The organism is Enterobacter asburiae, from assembly GCF_007035645.1.
GTDB lineage: Bacteria > Pseudomonadota > Gammaproteobacteria > Enterobacterales > Enterobacteriaceae > Enterobacter > Enterobacter asburiae_B.
Genome location: NZ_AP019632.1, coordinates 422,287 through 435,936, shown reverse-complemented (window position 1 = coordinate 435,936; position 13,650 = coordinate 422,287). Strand labels below are relative to the sequence as shown.

The 13,650-nt window shown below is 54.4% G+C and carries 15 protein-coding genes; 6 read left to right on the top strand and 9 right to left on the bottom strand.

Features of this window, described 5'->3' with window-relative positions:
• Positions 1-124: 124 nt before the first annotated feature.
• The 3 genes from rpsI to zapE form a co-directional block, all read right to left on the bottom strand.
• Positions 125-517, bottom strand: a complete 393-nt coding sequence (gene rpsI / locus FOY96_RS02020) for a 30S ribosomal protein S9 (RefSeq protein ID WP_003860436.1) — start codon at positions 515-517, stop codon at positions 125-127.
• A gap of 15 nt (positions 518-532) precedes the next feature.
• A complete protein-coding gene (rplM, locus tag FOY96_RS02015; RefSeq protein WP_006178824.1) occupies positions 533-961 on the bottom strand; it encodes a 50S ribosomal protein L13 in 429 nt (142 codons plus the stop codon).
• 292 nt (positions 962-1,253) lie between these two features.
• A complete protein-coding gene (gene zapE / locus FOY96_RS02010) occupies positions 1,254-2,378 on the bottom strand; it encodes a cell division protein ZapE (protein ID WP_143346428.1) in 1,125 nt (374 codons plus the stop codon).
• A gap of 189 nt (positions 2,379-2,567) precedes the next feature.
• Between zapE and zapG the strand changes: the two genes are divergently transcribed.
• The 3 genes from zapG (at position 2,568) to degS (ending at position 5,664) form a co-directional block, all read left to right on the top strand.
• Entirely contained in the window at positions 2,568-2,966 is a 399-nt protein-coding gene (gene zapG / locus FOY96_RS02005) for a Z-ring associated protein ZapG (protein WP_008502832.1), read from the top strand.
• A gap of 171 nt (positions 2,967-3,137) precedes the next feature.
• Positions 3,138-4,505, top strand: coding sequence for a serine endoprotease DegQ (gene degQ / locus FOY96_RS02000; RefSeq protein ID WP_023309385.1), 1,368 nt, complete (start codon positions 3,138-3,140; stop codon positions 4,503-4,505).
• A 91-nt stretch (positions 4,506-4,596) separates the two neighbouring features.
• Positions 4,597-5,664: an outer membrane-stress sensor serine endopeptidase DegS gene (gene degS / locus FOY96_RS01995; protein WP_023309386.1), complete on the top strand. Its 1,068-nt coding sequence runs from the start codon at positions 4,597-4,599 to the stop codon at positions 5,662-5,664.
• A gap of 57 nt (positions 5,665-5,721) precedes the next feature.
• On the opposite strand, the gene mdh is transcribed toward degS, so the two are convergent.
• Positions 5,722-6,660 (bottom strand): malate dehydrogenase, encoded by a 939-nt coding sequence (gene mdh / locus FOY96_RS01990; RefSeq protein WP_023309387.1) that lies wholly within the window; start codon positions 6,658-6,660, stop codon positions 5,722-5,724.
• Between the two features lie 397 nt (positions 6,661-7,057).
• Between mdh and argR the strand changes: the two genes are divergently transcribed.
• From argR to yhcN (FOY96_RS01975), 3 genes are all read left to right on the top strand, one after another.
• Positions 7,058-7,528, top strand: coding sequence for a transcriptional regulator ArgR (gene argR / locus FOY96_RS01985; RefSeq protein ID WP_023309388.1), 471 nt, complete (start codon positions 7,058-7,060; stop codon positions 7,526-7,528).
• A gap of 375 nt (positions 7,529-7,903) precedes the next feature.
• Positions 7,904-8,167 (top strand): peroxide/acid stress response protein YhcN, encoded by a 264-nt coding sequence (gene yhcN, locus FOY96_RS01980; RefSeq protein ID WP_023309389.1) that lies wholly within the window; start codon positions 7,904-7,906, stop codon positions 8,165-8,167.
• A 111-nt stretch (positions 8,168-8,278) separates the two neighbouring features.
• Complete coding sequence (yhcN, locus tag FOY96_RS01975) at positions 8,279-8,545, top strand: peroxide/acid stress response protein YhcN (RefSeq protein WP_143346427.1); 267 nt, start codon at positions 8,279-8,281, stop codon at positions 8,543-8,545.
• Positions 8,546-8,606: 61 nt separating this feature from the next.
• On the opposite strand, the gene FOY96_RS01970 is transcribed toward yhcN (FOY96_RS01975), so the two are convergent.
• The 5 genes from FOY96_RS01970 to aaeX all read right to left on the bottom strand — a co-directional run bounded on the left by FOY96_RS01970 (position 8,607) and on the right by aaeX (position 13,586).
• Positions 8,607-8,879 carry a barstar family protein gene (locus FOY96_RS01970; protein WP_143346426.1) on the bottom strand — a complete coding sequence of 91 codons (273 nt, stop codon included), beginning with the start codon at positions 8,877-8,879 and terminating at the stop codon, positions 8,607-8,609.
• 45 nt (positions 8,880-8,924) lie between these two features.
• A complete protein-coding gene (locus tag FOY96_RS01965) occupies positions 8,925-10,379 on the bottom strand; it encodes an NAD-dependent succinate-semialdehyde dehydrogenase (protein ID WP_032659670.1) in 1,455 nt (484 codons plus the stop codon).
• Between the two features lie 90 nt (positions 10,380-10,469).
• A complete protein-coding gene (gene aaeB, locus FOY96_RS01960; RefSeq protein ID WP_143346425.1) occupies positions 10,470-12,437 on the bottom strand; it encodes a p-hydroxybenzoic acid efflux pump subunit AaeB in 1,968 nt (655 codons plus the stop codon).
• 5 nt (positions 12,438-12,442) lie between these two features.
• On the bottom strand, positions 12,443-13,375 hold the full coding sequence (gene aaeA / locus FOY96_RS01955) for a p-hydroxybenzoic acid efflux pump subunit AaeA (RefSeq protein WP_023309394.1): 933 nt from the start codon (positions 13,373-13,375) through the stop codon (positions 12,443-12,445).
• A 7-nt stretch (positions 13,376-13,382) separates the two neighbouring features.
• Positions 13,383-13,586: a p-hydroxybenzoic acid efflux pump operon protein AaeX gene (aaeX, locus tag FOY96_RS01950; protein WP_003860416.1), complete on the bottom strand. Its 204-nt coding sequence runs from the start codon at positions 13,584-13,586 to the stop codon at positions 13,383-13,385.
• Positions 13,587-13,650: the final 64 nt, after the last annotated feature.

Genomic DNA, 13,650 nt, shown 5'->3' with positions numbered 1-13,650 from the left:
GGATTCTGGAAATGTGGAAAAAGAGAAGATATATGCATGGATATTGTGGATAACCTGCGCATTATCCATAAAAAAACCCGCCGAAGCGGGTTTTTCGCCAATCGTTCTGCGCAAGCAGAATGGATTAACGTTTGGAGAACTGTGGACGACGACGTGCTTTACGCAGACCCACTTTCTTACGTTCAACCTGACGCGCGTCACGAGTAACGAAGCCAGCTTTACGCAGTTCAGAACGCAGGGATTCGTCGTACTCCATCAGAGCGCGGGTGATACCGTGACGGATCGCACCTGCCTGACCGGAGATACCACCACCTTTAACGGTGATGTACAGATCCAGTTTTTCTACCATATCAACCAGTTCCAGCGGCTGGCGAACTACCATGCGGGCAGTTTCGCGACCGAAGTATTGTTCCAGAGAACGCTGGTTGATTACGATTTTACCACTGCCCGGTTTGATGAAAACGCGAGCTGCGGAACTTTTGCGGCGACCAGTGCCGTAGTATTGATTTTCAGCCATTGCCTATAATCCCGATTAGATGTCAAGAACTTGCGGTTGCTGTGCCGCGTGGTTGTGCTCGTTGCCTGCGTAAACTTTCAGTTTACGGAACATAGCACGACCCAGCGGGCCTTTTGGCAGCATGCCTTTAACCGCGATTTCAATCACACGCTCAGGACGGCGGGCAATCATCTCTTCAAAGGTCGCTTCTTTGATACCACCGATGTGGCCGGTGTGGTGATAGTACACTTTGTCAGTACGCTTGTTGCCGGTTACAGCAACTTTATCAGCGTTCAGAACGATGATGTAATCACCGGTATCAACGTGCGGAGTGTATTCCGCTTTATGCTTACCGCGCAGGCGACGAGCCAGTTCAGTAGCCAGACGGCCCAGAGTTTTACCGGTCGCGTCAACAACATACCAGTCGCGCTGTACGGTTTCTGGTTTAGCTGTAAAAGTTTTCATTAAAAGCTTACCCAAATAAATAAGTTACACGTTGGTGAACACCCAAACGTTTAGTCAGTTGAGGCTCACACGACAAAGTCCGGCAAACCTACCCCTTCGAATAGCACATGCCGACACATAGAAAGTTTTGGGAAAAAAACCTTCTCGTAACGTGGGGTCGCAAGATTATAGAGAAGTTGAGGTCAAAGATCGACCCTTAAATGCGTTTTGGAATGGGTTTTTCGGGGGTGGGTATTGTGCGATCTGGTGCCCTCACCCCCAGCCCCTCTCCCACGGGAGAGGGTGGCATTTGTTACGGCATATGCTCCAGCTTCAGATATTCTTCGCTTTGCATTTCCTGCAGGCGCGACAGGCAGCGCTGGAACTCGAACTTCAGCCGCTCGCCCTGGTAAATCTCATATAAAGGTACCTCGGCGCTGATCACCAGCTTGACGTGGCGCTCATAAAACTCGTCCACCAGCGCAATGAAGCGCCGTGCTTCGCTCTCCATCAGCCGCGTCATCACCGGCACGTCCAGCACCATCACGGTGTGGAACAGACGCGAAAGCGCAATGTAGTCATGCTGGCTGCGGGCATCCACGCAGAGCGTCGTAAAGGAGACCGCCAGCGTTTGGTTTTCGACGCCAAGGGTGGGCAGCGGTCGATGGTTAATCTCGAGTTCCGGGGCGTGCTCGCGTTTTGCTCCCGCCAGCGCCAGCCAGAGTGTATCCATCTCGCGGGTGGTCTCTGCATTTAACGGCGAAAGCCACAGATGCGCCTGGGTCAGCGTGCGCAGACGATAATCGACACCGGCATCGACGTTCATGATATCGCAGTGCTGCTTGATGGCATCGATGGCGGGCAGGAAGCGTGCGCGCTGCAGGCCGTTACGATAGAGTTCATCCGGCGGGATATTCGACGTAGCCACCAGCGTGATCCCGCGGGCAAATAGCGCCTTCATCAGGCCGCCTAGCAGCATGGCATCGGTGATGTCAGACACAAAAAATTCATCGAAGCAGAGCACGTCCGTTTCCGCCTTGAACCTGTCGGCCACAATCTCCAGCGGATCGCTTTTGCCCTGCAGTGCGGTCAGCTCTTCATGCACCCGCAGCATAAAACGATGGAAGTGCAGACGCTGTTTACGTGCGCCAGGCAGGCTCAGATAGAACATGTCCATCAGCCAGGTTTTTCCGCGACCGACCCCGCCCCACATATATAAACCGCGCACCGGCGCGTGAGCCTGTGGCGCTTTTTTACCGAGCAACCGCCCAAACGCCGCCTTTAGCCCACCGTTCTGTTCGACTTCAGCGGGTTTTGCCGTGAGCTCCTGATAAATCATCTCCAGACGGTTTACCGCCTCACGTTGAACCTCATCAGGCTGATGAGTGCCCTCGTTAAGGGCCAGTTGATATCGCGATGCAGGGGACAGGTTTTGCATAATCTTATTGTTATTCCTTCAATTAACGCTCACCAGCAGACGTGACTGATGAAAAAAAGGCCGTTCTACACTACGCGATGATACGTCAGGATTCCACTTCTGCAGAAATAGCGGTTATAGTGGCATTATCAGGCACAGGCAGGAGCCGAGCCAACACCCTACGGAACAACAAGACAACGGGAGAAGTTCATGACCTGGGAATATGCGCTAATCGGTTTAGTCGTCGGCATCGTCATTGGTGCTGTGGCCATGCGTTTCGGTAATCGCAAATTGCGTCAGCAGCAGTCACTGCAGTACGAACTGGAAAAGAACAAAGCCGAGCTGGAAGAGTATCGCGAAGAGCTGGTCAGCCATTTTGCCCGTAGCGCCGAGCTGCTGGACAACATGGCAACCGACTATCGTCAGCTGTACCAACATATGGCAAAAAGCTCCAGCAGCCTGCTGCCGGAAATGACCGCGGAAACCAACCCGTTCCGCAACCGTCTGGCTGACTCTGAAGCCGGTAACGATCAGGCGCCCGTTCAGATGCCTCGCGACTATTCCGATGGCGCGTCCGGCCTGCTGCGCGGCGGTGTAAAACGCGATTAATCGCACAACCTGAATTTATTTTACGGGCGCAGCGATTGCGCCCGTCCTTTCCTGATGACCCCAGCTATCATTTAGTTAAACACCTCATTGTTCAGCGGTTTAAAATTCAATAACATCAACGTGTTTTTAGGGCCGTTTTTCCTTTATTCCAGGTTACGAGAGTCAACATCGATGAAGAAAAAAAACCAGCTGTTGAGCGCTATCGCGTTAAGTGTCGGGTTATCTCTCTCGGCGTCCGTCCCTGTATTTGCCGCCATTCCCTCCCAGGTGCCTGGCCAGGCGGCCATTCCAAGCCTCGCGCCTATGCTGGAAAAAGTGTTGCCGGCGGTCGTCAGCGTTCAGGTTGAGGGCACCGCAGTACAAAGCCAACGCGTCCCTGAAGAACTGAAAAAATATTTTGGCGATGAGTCTCCCGACCAGCAGGCTCAGCCTTTTGAAGGCCTGGGTTCTGGCGTCATTATTGATGCGGCAAAAGGCTATATCCTGACCAACAACCATGTCATCAGCCAGGCCGATAAGATCAGCGTCCAGCTGAACGATGGCCGTGAATTTGATGCCAAACTGATCGGCGGCGATGACCAGAGCGACATCGCGCTGCTGCAGGTGCAAAATCCGAGCAACCTGACCCAGATTGCCATCGCGGATTCCGACAAACTGCGCGTCGGCGATTTTGCCGTCGCCGTAGGCAACCCCTTTGGCTTAGGGCAGACCGCCACCTCCGGGATCGTCTCGGCGCTCGGGCGCAGCGGCCTCAATCTGGAAGGGCTGGAAAACTTTATCCAGACCGATGCCTCAATCAACCGGGGTAACTCCGGCGGAGCGTTGCTCAACCTTAACGGCGAGCTGATTGGGATTAACACGGCGATTCTGGCCCCGGGCGGCGGCAGCATCGGGATCGGTTTTGCTATCCCCAGCAATATGGCCAAAACCCTGGCGCAGCAGCTGATCCAGTTCGGTGAAATCAAACGCGGGCTGCTGGGTATTAAAGGTATGGAGATGAGCGCGGATATCGCAAAAGCGTTCAATATCAACGTACAGCGCGGGGCGTTTGTCAGTGAAGTGCTGCCAAACTCCGGCTCGGCAAAAGCGGGCGTGAAATCGGGAGATGTGATCGTCAGCCTGAACGACAAACCGCTGAATAGCTTTGCAGAACTGCGTTCGCGGATTGCCACAACGGAACCAGGCGCCAAAGTGAAGCTGGGCCTGATACGTGACGGTAAGCCGCTTGACGTTGAAGTGACGCTGGATAAGAGCACCTCTTCCTCGGCCAGCGCGGAGCTTATCGCCCCGGCGCTACAGGGGGCTACGTTGAGCGACGGGCAGCTGAAAGACGGTACGAAAGGCATTAGCATCGACACCGTCGAGAAGAGCAGCCCTGCCGCACAGGCCGGATTGCATCAGGATGACGTGATTATCGGTGTCAACCGCAACCGCGTGCAGTCTATTGCCGAACTGCGCAAGGTGCTGGAAAGCAAACCAGCGGTTATTGCCCTGCAGGTCATGCGTGGCAATGAGTCTATCTATATTCTGTTGCGCTAAGCATTTGCGACCCGGACATCACCGCTGCGTGTGATGTCCGGATAACTCATGTTATGCTGCAAATCGTTCCTTTTTTAACGACACGCGCATCATGCTTTTAAAGCTCTTACGTTCTACTGTCATCGGTTTGATTGTCGCTGGCCTGCTGCTGCTGGCGCTGCCGTCTTTACGTCAGTTCAATAAACTGTCGGCTCCCCAGTTCGATAGCACGGATGAAACGCCGGCCACCTATAACCAGGCCGTCCGCCGTGCCGCACCTGCCGTGGTTAACGTCTATAACCGTGGTCTGAATACCTCAGCCCATAACCAGCTGGAGATCCGTACCCTCGGCTCCGGCGTGATCATGGACGAGCGCGGCTACATTATTACCAACAAGCACGTGATTAACGATGCCGACCAGATCATCGTCGCCCTGCAGGATGGCCGCGTGTTTGAGGCGTTACTCGTTGGGTCTGACAGTCTGACCGACCTGGCCGTTCTGAAAATTAATGCCACGGGCGGTTTGCCGGTCATCCCGATCAACCGTAAACGTACCCCGCATATTGGTGACGTCGTACTGGCTATCGGTAACCCTTACAACCTGGGCCAGACCATCACCCAGGGGATTATCAGCGCGACCGGTCGTATCGGTTTGAACCCCTCCGGGCGGCAGAACTTCCTGCAAACCGATGCCTCCATCAACCACGGTAACTCCGGCGGGGCGCTGGTCAACTCGCTGGGCGAGCTGATGGGCATCAACACCCTCTCGTTCGATAAGAGTAACGACGGTGAGACGCCGGAAGGGATCGGCTTCGCCATTCCGTTCCAGCTGGCGACCAAAATCATGGATAAACTGATCCGCGACGGACGCGTGATCCGCGGCTATATCGGTATCGGCGGGCGCGAAATTGCACCGATGCATACCCAGGGCGGCGGTATCGATCAGATTCAGGGCATCGTGGTTAACGAGGTGGCACCGGGTGGTCCGGCGGCTAACGCGGGGATTCAGGTAAACGATGTCATTGTGTCGGTCAACGGCACCCCAGCGGTCTCTGCGCTGGAGACGATGGATCAGGTGGCAGAAATTCGCCCGGGTTCTATCATCCCTGTTGAGGTCATGCGCAACGATAAGAAACTGACGCTGCACGTGACGATTCAGGAATACCCGGCCACTAACTGACAGGCATAAAAAAACGGAGCGATAAGCTCCGTTTTTTTTACCGGGAGACGGTTCGTATTACTTGTTAACGAACTCTTCGCCCAGGGTGATATCTTTCTTCAGCGTATCCAGCATGCCTTCCATCGCGTGTTGTTCAAACGCGCTCAGCGTACCAATGGATTTACGCTCTTCGATACCGTTTTTACCCAGCAGCAGCGGCTGAGAGAAGAAGCGAGCGTGTTCACCATCGCCTTCAACGTAAGCGCATTCAACAACGCCTTTCTCGCCCTGCAGAGCGCGAACCAGTGACAGACCAAAACGCGCAGCCGCCTGGCCCATAGACAGGGTTGCAGAGCCGCCACCCGCCTTCGCTTCCACCACTTCGGTGCCCGCGTTCTGGATGCGTTTAGTCAGGTCAGCCACTTCCTGCTCGGTGAAGCTCACGCCTGGGATCTGCGACAGCAGAGGCAGGATGGTGACGCCAGAGTGACCGCCGATTACCGGTACTTCTACTTCTGTTGGCTGCTTGCCTTTCAGCTCAGCAACAAAGGTGTTGGAACGGATGATATCCAGCGTGGTTACGCCGAACAGTTTGTTTTTGTCGTAAACACCCGCTTTCTTCAGCACTTCTGCCGCGATAGCCACGGTGGTGTTCACCGGGTTAGTGATGATCCCGATGCATGCTTTCGGGCAGATTTCTGCAATCTGCTGCACCAGGTTTTTCACGATGCCCGCGTTGACGTTGAACAGGTCTGAACGATCCATGCCTGGCTTACGCGCCACGCCTGCAGAAATCAGCACCACGTCGGCACCCTGCAGCGCAGGACGTGCATCTTCACCGGAGAAGCCTTTGATTTTTACAGCAGTCGGGATGTGGCTCAGGTCAACCGCCACACCTGGGGTTACCGGAGCAATATCGTACAGGGAGAGTTCTGAGCCTGAAGGCAGTTGGGTTTTCAGTAGTAGGGCAAGCGCCTGGCCGATACCACCAGCAGCGCCGAGGACTGCGACTTTCATCCTAAACTCCTTATTATGGTTAACTTAAGTATCTGTAAATCCGTTGCGGCGACCATAATTCAGCAAGTAAATAATTACAATTTTCGTAGCTAAAGAATTTGAGGTCACGCGACTTTATCTCTCACCAGAAGACTATCTGACGACAGAGGGCAACGCATTAAGAGGTGGTTACAATACACCCTGCCCCGCCACCAAAACAACATCATTTTGATAACATTTAATTTACTTTTAAGCTTATTTGCGCGGCGTGACCCAGGCATGTTTTCTGATAACGAAATCTGATAAAATCACTCCCTTTCATAACATTATTTCAGCCTGGCGCTGAGTAGATAATTTGCATAAAAATTCATCCACATGCATAATAATGTTGTTTCTATCGTCATATTCCGGGTGACTTATGCGAAGCTCGTCTAAGCAAGAAGAATTAGTAAAGGCGTTTAAGGCGCTACTCAAAGAAGAGAAATTCAGTTCTCAGGGAGAAATTGTTCAGGCGCTGCAGGAACAAGGCTTCGATAACATCAACCAGTCGAAAGTCTCCCGCATGTTAACGAAATTTGGCGCGGTGCGTACGCGTAACGCCAAGATGGAGATGGTCTATTGCCTGCCGGCAGAACTTGGCGTGCCGACCACCTCCAGCCCGCTCAAAAACCTGGTTCTGGATATCGATCATAACGACGCCGTCGTGGTGATCCACACAAGCCCGGGTGCCGCGCAGCTCATTGCCCGCATGCTGGACTCGCTGGGTAAAACGGAAGGTATCCTCGGGACTATCGCCGGCGATGACACCATCTTTACCACACCGGCTAGCGGTTTCTCCGTGAAAGATCTCCACGAAGCCATTCTGGTACTGTTCGAACAGGAACTCTAATCCCCTCTCCCCGTAGCGCCGCTGCGGGGATCGTTCTGCTTCTGCTGCGTTCTCCCCTCTTTTCTACTGCCCTTCACTTTGACAAATAGTGCTTTTTACCACCTATTAACATTCATCTGGTGAATGCTAAATCAAAAAATCGCACAAAAAATCAAAAGCTGATATCCATATGATTTTATTAGATATAACCAACTAAAATGAACAAAAAACGCCCAATATTATGCGATTTGGTTATAAAAAAAAGACTGGTTAACACGTAATAACAATAGAAACCATTAGTCTGGTATTAATTTTTACCGTTATTAGTGTATACTTGATTTTGTGATGAGGGTCACGAAACAAGACCCCACTAAAAAATTCGACGAGGTAAAAATCATGAAAATCAAATCAACTGTAGCGGCGCTCAGCGTCCTGTCCGTCCTGTCATTCGGTGCTTTCGCAGCTGACTCTATCAATGCTGACCAGGCGCAATCCCGTCAGGCCATCGGTACGGTTTCTGTCGGCGCGGTCGGCACATCGCCAATGGACATGCATGAGATGCTGAACAAAAAAGCGGAAGAACAGGGTGCGTCATCCTATCGCATCATCGAAGCGCGTTCCGGTGACCACTGGCACGCCACCGCTGAGCTGTACAAATAAGTTTTAGTAATAGCTGAAAACGAAAATCTCCACTCAACGGCACCAGGCATAAAAATAGCGGCTCAACCCTTCTCGCCGTTGAGTAAAAAACCCTATTCAGGAGTAAAGACTATGAAAACCAAATTGATCATCGCAACCCTCGGTCTGGCATTCGTTCTCTCTTTCGGCGCAAGCGCAGCCGTACAGCAGGTGAATGCCGACCAGGCACAAAATCTACAGCGTATGGGCAGCGTCTCCGTAACGTCTGTCACCGGTTCACCGATGGATATTCGTCACGAACTTGCCGCCAAAGCTGAAAAAGCAGGCGCCAGCAGCTATCGCGTCACCGAACTGAATCAGGGTGACCACTGGCATGCAACGGCAGAGCTGTATAAATAAACCCTCGTCGTATCTCATCATACGACTTGCCCCTGGCCTCATGGTCAGGGGCTTTTTTCATTCAATGCCGCGCGTTAAAGCGCAGTTGCCCTTCAAGCTCTTCTTCCGCTTCATCGAACAGCAAGATCAGCGCGCCAAAACGTCTTCGCAGCTTATCGGGCAAATGGATGAACTCAATTTCCAGCGGTAGCGGCAACTGACTGCTGGTGACCACGTCCCACAGCGTATCCAGATTTGTCACGCTTTCCCGTTCAAGATCAAACGCCCGGATAAATTCACGGTAGAAGTCTTCCTGACTGTCGATCTCGTCAAAATCAAACGTATAGGTTTTCATTGCCAGCCACCCAGTCCAGGCGAGCGGCAGATGCCGCCCTGTCTATTATAATCCCCCAATATGCAGGGTTTTAACTTCCAGATACTCTTCCAGCCCCAGCACGGAGCCCTCTCGTCCAAGGCCTGACTCTTTTACGCCGCCAAAGGGCCCAAGCTCCGTGGAGACGGCACACTCGTTGATGCCGATCATCCCGCTCTCGATGGCCTGTGAAACGCGGAAGACCCGGGAAAGATTCTGGGTATAGAAGTAAGCCGCCAGCCCATAGGGCGTGTTGTTGGCGCGCTGGATGACTTCATCTTCCGAGGTGAAACGGAAGCACGCCGCCACCGGGCCAAACGTCTCTTCTTCTGCCAGCTTCATGCCTTCATGGCAGTCGCCCAGCACGGTTGGCATCCAGAAATTTCCGCCAAGCGGATGGGGCTTACCCCCAGCCAGTACGGTTGCGCCCCGGGCAACGGCGTCGTCGACATGCTCACGCACCTTGTTGACCGCCGAAGGTTCAATCAGCGGCCCGACGACCACCCCCTCTTCGAGACCATTACCCACCTTCAGCGCCTTCACCGCATCGGCAAGTTTATTCACAAATTTGTCATAGACGGTTTCCTGAATATAAAAACGGTTCACGCTGACGCAGACCTGCCCGGCATTGCGGAACTTGTTGGCGATCGCGCCCTTAACCGCTGCGTCGATATCCGCATCCTCAAAAACGATATACGGGGCATTTCCCCCCAGCTCCATCGAGACTTTTTTCATGGTTTCTGCGGCGTTACGCACCAGCGTTTTGCCGACGGAGGTTGAGCCGGTAAAGGAGATTTTACGCACGTCGCGGCTTGCCATGATCGCATCGCTGATTTCATGCGTATTCCCGGCGACGGCGTTGAGAACACCGTCGGGCACACCGGCCTGTTTCGCCAGCGTAAGCAGCGCAAATGCGCTGAGCGGCGTGTTATTGGCCGGTTTAATGACCCCGGTGCATCCTGCTGCCAGCGCCGGGCCTAACTTGCGGGTGAGCATGGCCATCGGGAAGTTCCACGGCGTAATCGCCGCGACCACACCAATAGGTTCACGGGTCGCCAGAATGCGTGAGCCGGGTTTTATCGGCGGAATAATTTCACCGTTCGCGCGTTTGGCCTCTTCGGCAAACCACTGGATAAAGCTGGCGGCGTACTCGACTTCTCCCTCCGCTTCTTTCAGGGGTTTGCCCTGTTCGGTGGTCATCAACCGCCCGAGCCAGCTTTTATTCTCAATAATCAGTTCGTACCAGCGGTAGAGAATCGCCGAGCGTTCTTTCGCGGTTTTGGCACGCCATGCCGGGAAGGCCTGGGTAGCCGCTGCAATAGCGTCTTCGGTTTGCGCTTTACCCGCTTTTGCGACTTTAGCAATGACCTCGCCTGTCGCGGGATTCAGCACATCAAAGGTTGTATCCAGCGTTTTCCAGATTCCGTTGACCAGATAACCGGTCTGAAAAAGGATGTGGTCCTGAAGCGCCTGGGTCGTCATGTGTTCTCCCTTTCTGAAATGTAAGAACGTGCTGGAATAAGTATAGCCACAAAAAAACCGACGCTTTTGGCGTCGGTTTTTTTACTTCAGTCAGTTATCCGTGAGGGCATTCTGGTAGCGATGCAGCATAAACACCAGCCGTCCCACCGGCTCGGTCACCTGAGGCGGCGCCTCCCAGTGCTTGAGCTTTTCCTGATAGGTATCGAGCTCTTCAAGCAGCTGCGTAAAGTAGCGACGCCGTTTGTCATCGCTGCTGGCAGAAAGCACGTGATCGGCGGTACGACGCAGCTGGCGGTGGTATGCCGACAAATCGTCGTTGATCGGCACGGGCGCGTTACGCAAACGCTGGTGCGCAATGATCATGGTTAACGCCAGGCGGAACTTCGCGATATCGCCCGGGAACTTGTTCAGCAGCAAAAACAGCTGCTGGTAGAGCGCGGGCAGGTGGTTCTCTTTACGGCGCGCGGTATTGGTTGTCAAAGATGACACGGCAGCCGACACGAACTGGTTCAGCAGCACGCGGCCCGTTCTTGCCTGCGAGTTATCCCGCACCAGCAGTATCACCATCATGGCCAGGAAGCAGCCCACCAGCTGGCCTAACGCGCTGTCGAGGAACTGGCTGAAATGGAAGGTCATCGGGTTATCGAGCACGATGATGTTAATCGTACTCGCCAGCGCCCCCAGCGATCCCAGACGCCGCTTTTGCACTTCAATGCCGATAAAGAACGCCATTACCGCCAGGCTAATACAGAGCAGCAGCATACTCTGTTGCGTCGACGGGATGATGACCAGGAAATAGAGCGCGCCTACCGGCAACGCGGCAATCGTGCCGTAAAGGAAATCAATGGCGACCATACGCGGATTAGGCAGACGCATCGCCAGTGCGGTCACAACGGCAATCATCACCATCGCGCCGCTGCCGGACGTCCAGCCCGTCCACAGCCAGAACAGCGTGCCGAGCATGCAGGCAAGCGTCGTACGCCAGAAATTGACCATGGCGTGATGGCGCTCGGCGGATTCCGCCTTGATCACCACTTCACCCTGCAACACCTCTTCTTCCGCCGCGCTGATTTTGGTGTTACCGATCACGCCGCGCTTCAGAAGCAGATAGCGCGTCGCGGCGCCGACCCAGGTGTAGATGGTTACCGGCGTGTCGCGCTCCCCGGTCCAGGCAATCACCCGGCGCATGCGCTTAAGCTGCTTATGCACGTCCTGTACGGTTTCCACCGGCTCGGCAAACAGTTCGCGGAACGTATCGGTGACCGCTTCCGGCCGGGTGTTCTGAATCAGATAAGTTTCACAGGCTTGGGTAATCAGCGTCAGAGAGACGGTGTTAAGGGCTTTAAGGCGTCGATTCGCGCGGGCCCAGCGCGACGACTCCATATTAAGGTTGCTGCGCATTCCTTCCAGCGCCTGCGTACGACGTACCAGCCCGCTCCAGGCTTTATCCACCTCTTCGCTATCGCCATGCTTAATGCACAGCTGCATCAGCTGATACTGGGCAACGATCAGCGCGTCAAGCTCACGGTCGACTTCCTGCTTGATGGAGCGCGGGGAGAAAAGCAGGTCAGCGACGATCGCGCTGACAATACCAATCACAATCTCGCTGCAGCGCTCAACCGCAAACTGCGGGGCGAGCAGCGGTTCACTTTGGATAGTGATGACAATAATCAGCGCGGTATAGCCCGCCAGTCCCCAGGCGTAGGAGTTCTCCACTTTCACCAGAGACGAGAGCCAGGTGCAGAAACCCGCCCAGATACAGCACACCATCAGCATCAGCAGCGGGGTGCGGATCATCAAAATAATAATGGTCAGCGCCGCGAAACAGCCGATAAACGTCCCGATGATACGCAGCATCCCGCGATAGCGGATCGCGCCAGAATAGGGCTCACCGCCCGCGGCAAAGGCCGGGCCCGCTGCAACAATCGCAGCCGTCAGCACTGCCCAGCGAGGGGTTTCAAGCTGGAAGTGAAAGCCAACAAACAGCGCCAGCACGATGGCGCACGCCAGCTTCACGGCGAAGCGAATGTGCTGGCTGGCGATGGAAAAGATACCCATGGCGATTAACCAAACTCGCGAAGGCGGTGGGCAATTTTACGGAAGAACGAGTCCTGGCTGGCATCCCGGTCCTTTTCACCGGTGATCACCACCGTCGCCGTGGTACCCGCGGGCCACAGATTTCCCTGCTGTTCATCCAGATGAATACGTACCGGCACGCGCTGGGCCAGACGCACCCACTCCAGGTTAGAATCTACCGTCGCCATCCCTTTGGCATCGTTAGAGCTGCTGGAGTTAGTCACCCCTGCAGCAACGCTGTCGACGGTGCCTTTAAAGACGCGGTTGCTGCCGAGCGGCGTAATTTCAGCCCGATAACCCGGGCGCACGCCTTCCAGCTTGGTCTCTTCCATATAGGCGAGCACGTAGAAGGAGTTCTGTTTAACCAGCGCCACGGCGGTAGAGCCACGGGTAATGAATTCCCCGGCATAGACGTTAAGGTTGGTCACCCAGCCATCGGACGGCGCGCGGATCACGGTGCGCTCGAGATCGAGCTTCGCCAGATCGCGCGTTGCCTGCGCTTTCGCCAGCTGGTGCAGCACGGTTTGCAGCACGTTGTTGGACTGGTCAATCTCTTCACGGGACATTGCCTGAACGCCCAGCTGGTTACGCCGCCCTGCCTCGCGGCGTTTCTCCGCAGCGAGCGCCTGATAATAGGCCACGTCCGCTTCCGCCTCTTCCAGCGCTTTCTGGTAACGAGGCTGGTCGATGGTGAACAGGACCTGATCTTTCTTCACCAGCTGATTATCGTGGACGTTGACCGCAGTGATAAGGCCGGCCACGTCAGGGGCTATTGCCACCACATCGGCGCTGAAGCGTGCATCACGCGTCCACGGTGATTCGGTGTAATAAACCCAGGCGCGGAAAATAGCGATGAAGGCGAGGATAACCAGCGCCATTGTGATGGCAGTGCGGGAGATTTTTCTTGTTAGCGTTTTCACATCAACCTCAGACAAACATGCGCGATATCAGATAAAACAGGCAGCAATACAGCGCGGTATTGAACAATGCAGGGTGCCAGACGAAATCGTAGATCCCGGTAGGGACCAGCACCTTGCGCACCAGCCAGAAGATCGCCAGTGATAAAAGAAGCTCGAAAAATATCGGTGGGAACGACAGACCGAACACCACGATAACGGGAAACAGACTCATGTTGACCTTGATAAGAGAGAGTGCAGGCTTCAGAATTTTTTAGCGCACGCCACCGCAGGAGAGC

What these genes read in the sequence shown, in the direction of transcription:
- rpsI (WP_003860436.1), bottom strand. Translation starts at nt 517, where the DNA reads ATGGCTGAAAATCAATACTACGGCACTGGTCGCCGCAAAAGTTCCGCA.
- rplM (WP_006178824.1), bottom strand. Translation starts at nt 961, where the DNA reads ATGAAAACTTTTACAGCTAAACCAGAAACCGTACAGCGCGACTGGTAT.
- zapE (WP_143346428.1), bottom strand. Translation starts at nt 2,378, where the DNA reads ATGCAAAACCTGTCCCCTGCATCGCGATATCAACTGGCCCTTAACGAG.
- zapG (WP_008502832.1), top strand. Translation starts at nt 2,568, where the DNA reads ATGACCTGGGAATATGCGCTAATCGGTTTAGTCGTCGGCATCGTCATT.
- degQ (WP_023309385.1), top strand. Translation starts at nt 3,138, where the DNA reads ATGAAGAAAAAAAACCAGCTGTTGAGCGCTATCGCGTTAAGTGTCGGG.
- degS (WP_023309386.1), top strand. Translation starts at nt 4,597, where the DNA reads ATGCTTTTAAAGCTCTTACGTTCTACTGTCATCGGTTTGATTGTCGCT.
- mdh (WP_023309387.1), bottom strand. Translation starts at nt 6,660, where the DNA reads ATGAAAGTCGCAGTCCTCGGCGCTGCTGGTGGTATCGGCCAGGCGCTT.
- argR (WP_023309388.1), top strand. Translation starts at nt 7,058, where the DNA reads ATGCGAAGCTCGTCTAAGCAAGAAGAATTAGTAAAGGCGTTTAAGGCG.
- yhcN (WP_023309389.1), top strand. Translation starts at nt 7,904, where the DNA reads ATGAAAATCAAATCAACTGTAGCGGCGCTCAGCGTCCTGTCCGTCCTG.
- yhcN (WP_143346427.1), top strand. Translation starts at nt 8,279, where the DNA reads ATGAAAACCAAATTGATCATCGCAACCCTCGGTCTGGCATTCGTTCTC.
- FOY96_RS01970 (WP_143346426.1), bottom strand. Translation starts at nt 8,879, where the DNA reads ATGAAAACCTATACGTTTGATTTTGACGAGATCGACAGTCAGGAAGAC.
- FOY96_RS01965 (WP_032659670.1), bottom strand. Translation starts at nt 10,379, where the DNA reads ATGACGACCCAGGCGCTTCAGGACCACATCCTTTTTCAGACCGGTTAT.
- aaeB (WP_143346425.1), bottom strand. Translation starts at nt 12,437, where the DNA reads ATGGGTATCTTTTCCATCGCCAGCCAGCACATTCGCTTCGCCGTGAAG.
- aaeX (WP_003860416.1), bottom strand. Translation starts at nt 13,586, where the DNA reads ATGAGTCTGTTTCCCGTTATCGTGGTGTTCGGTCTGTCGTTCCCACCG.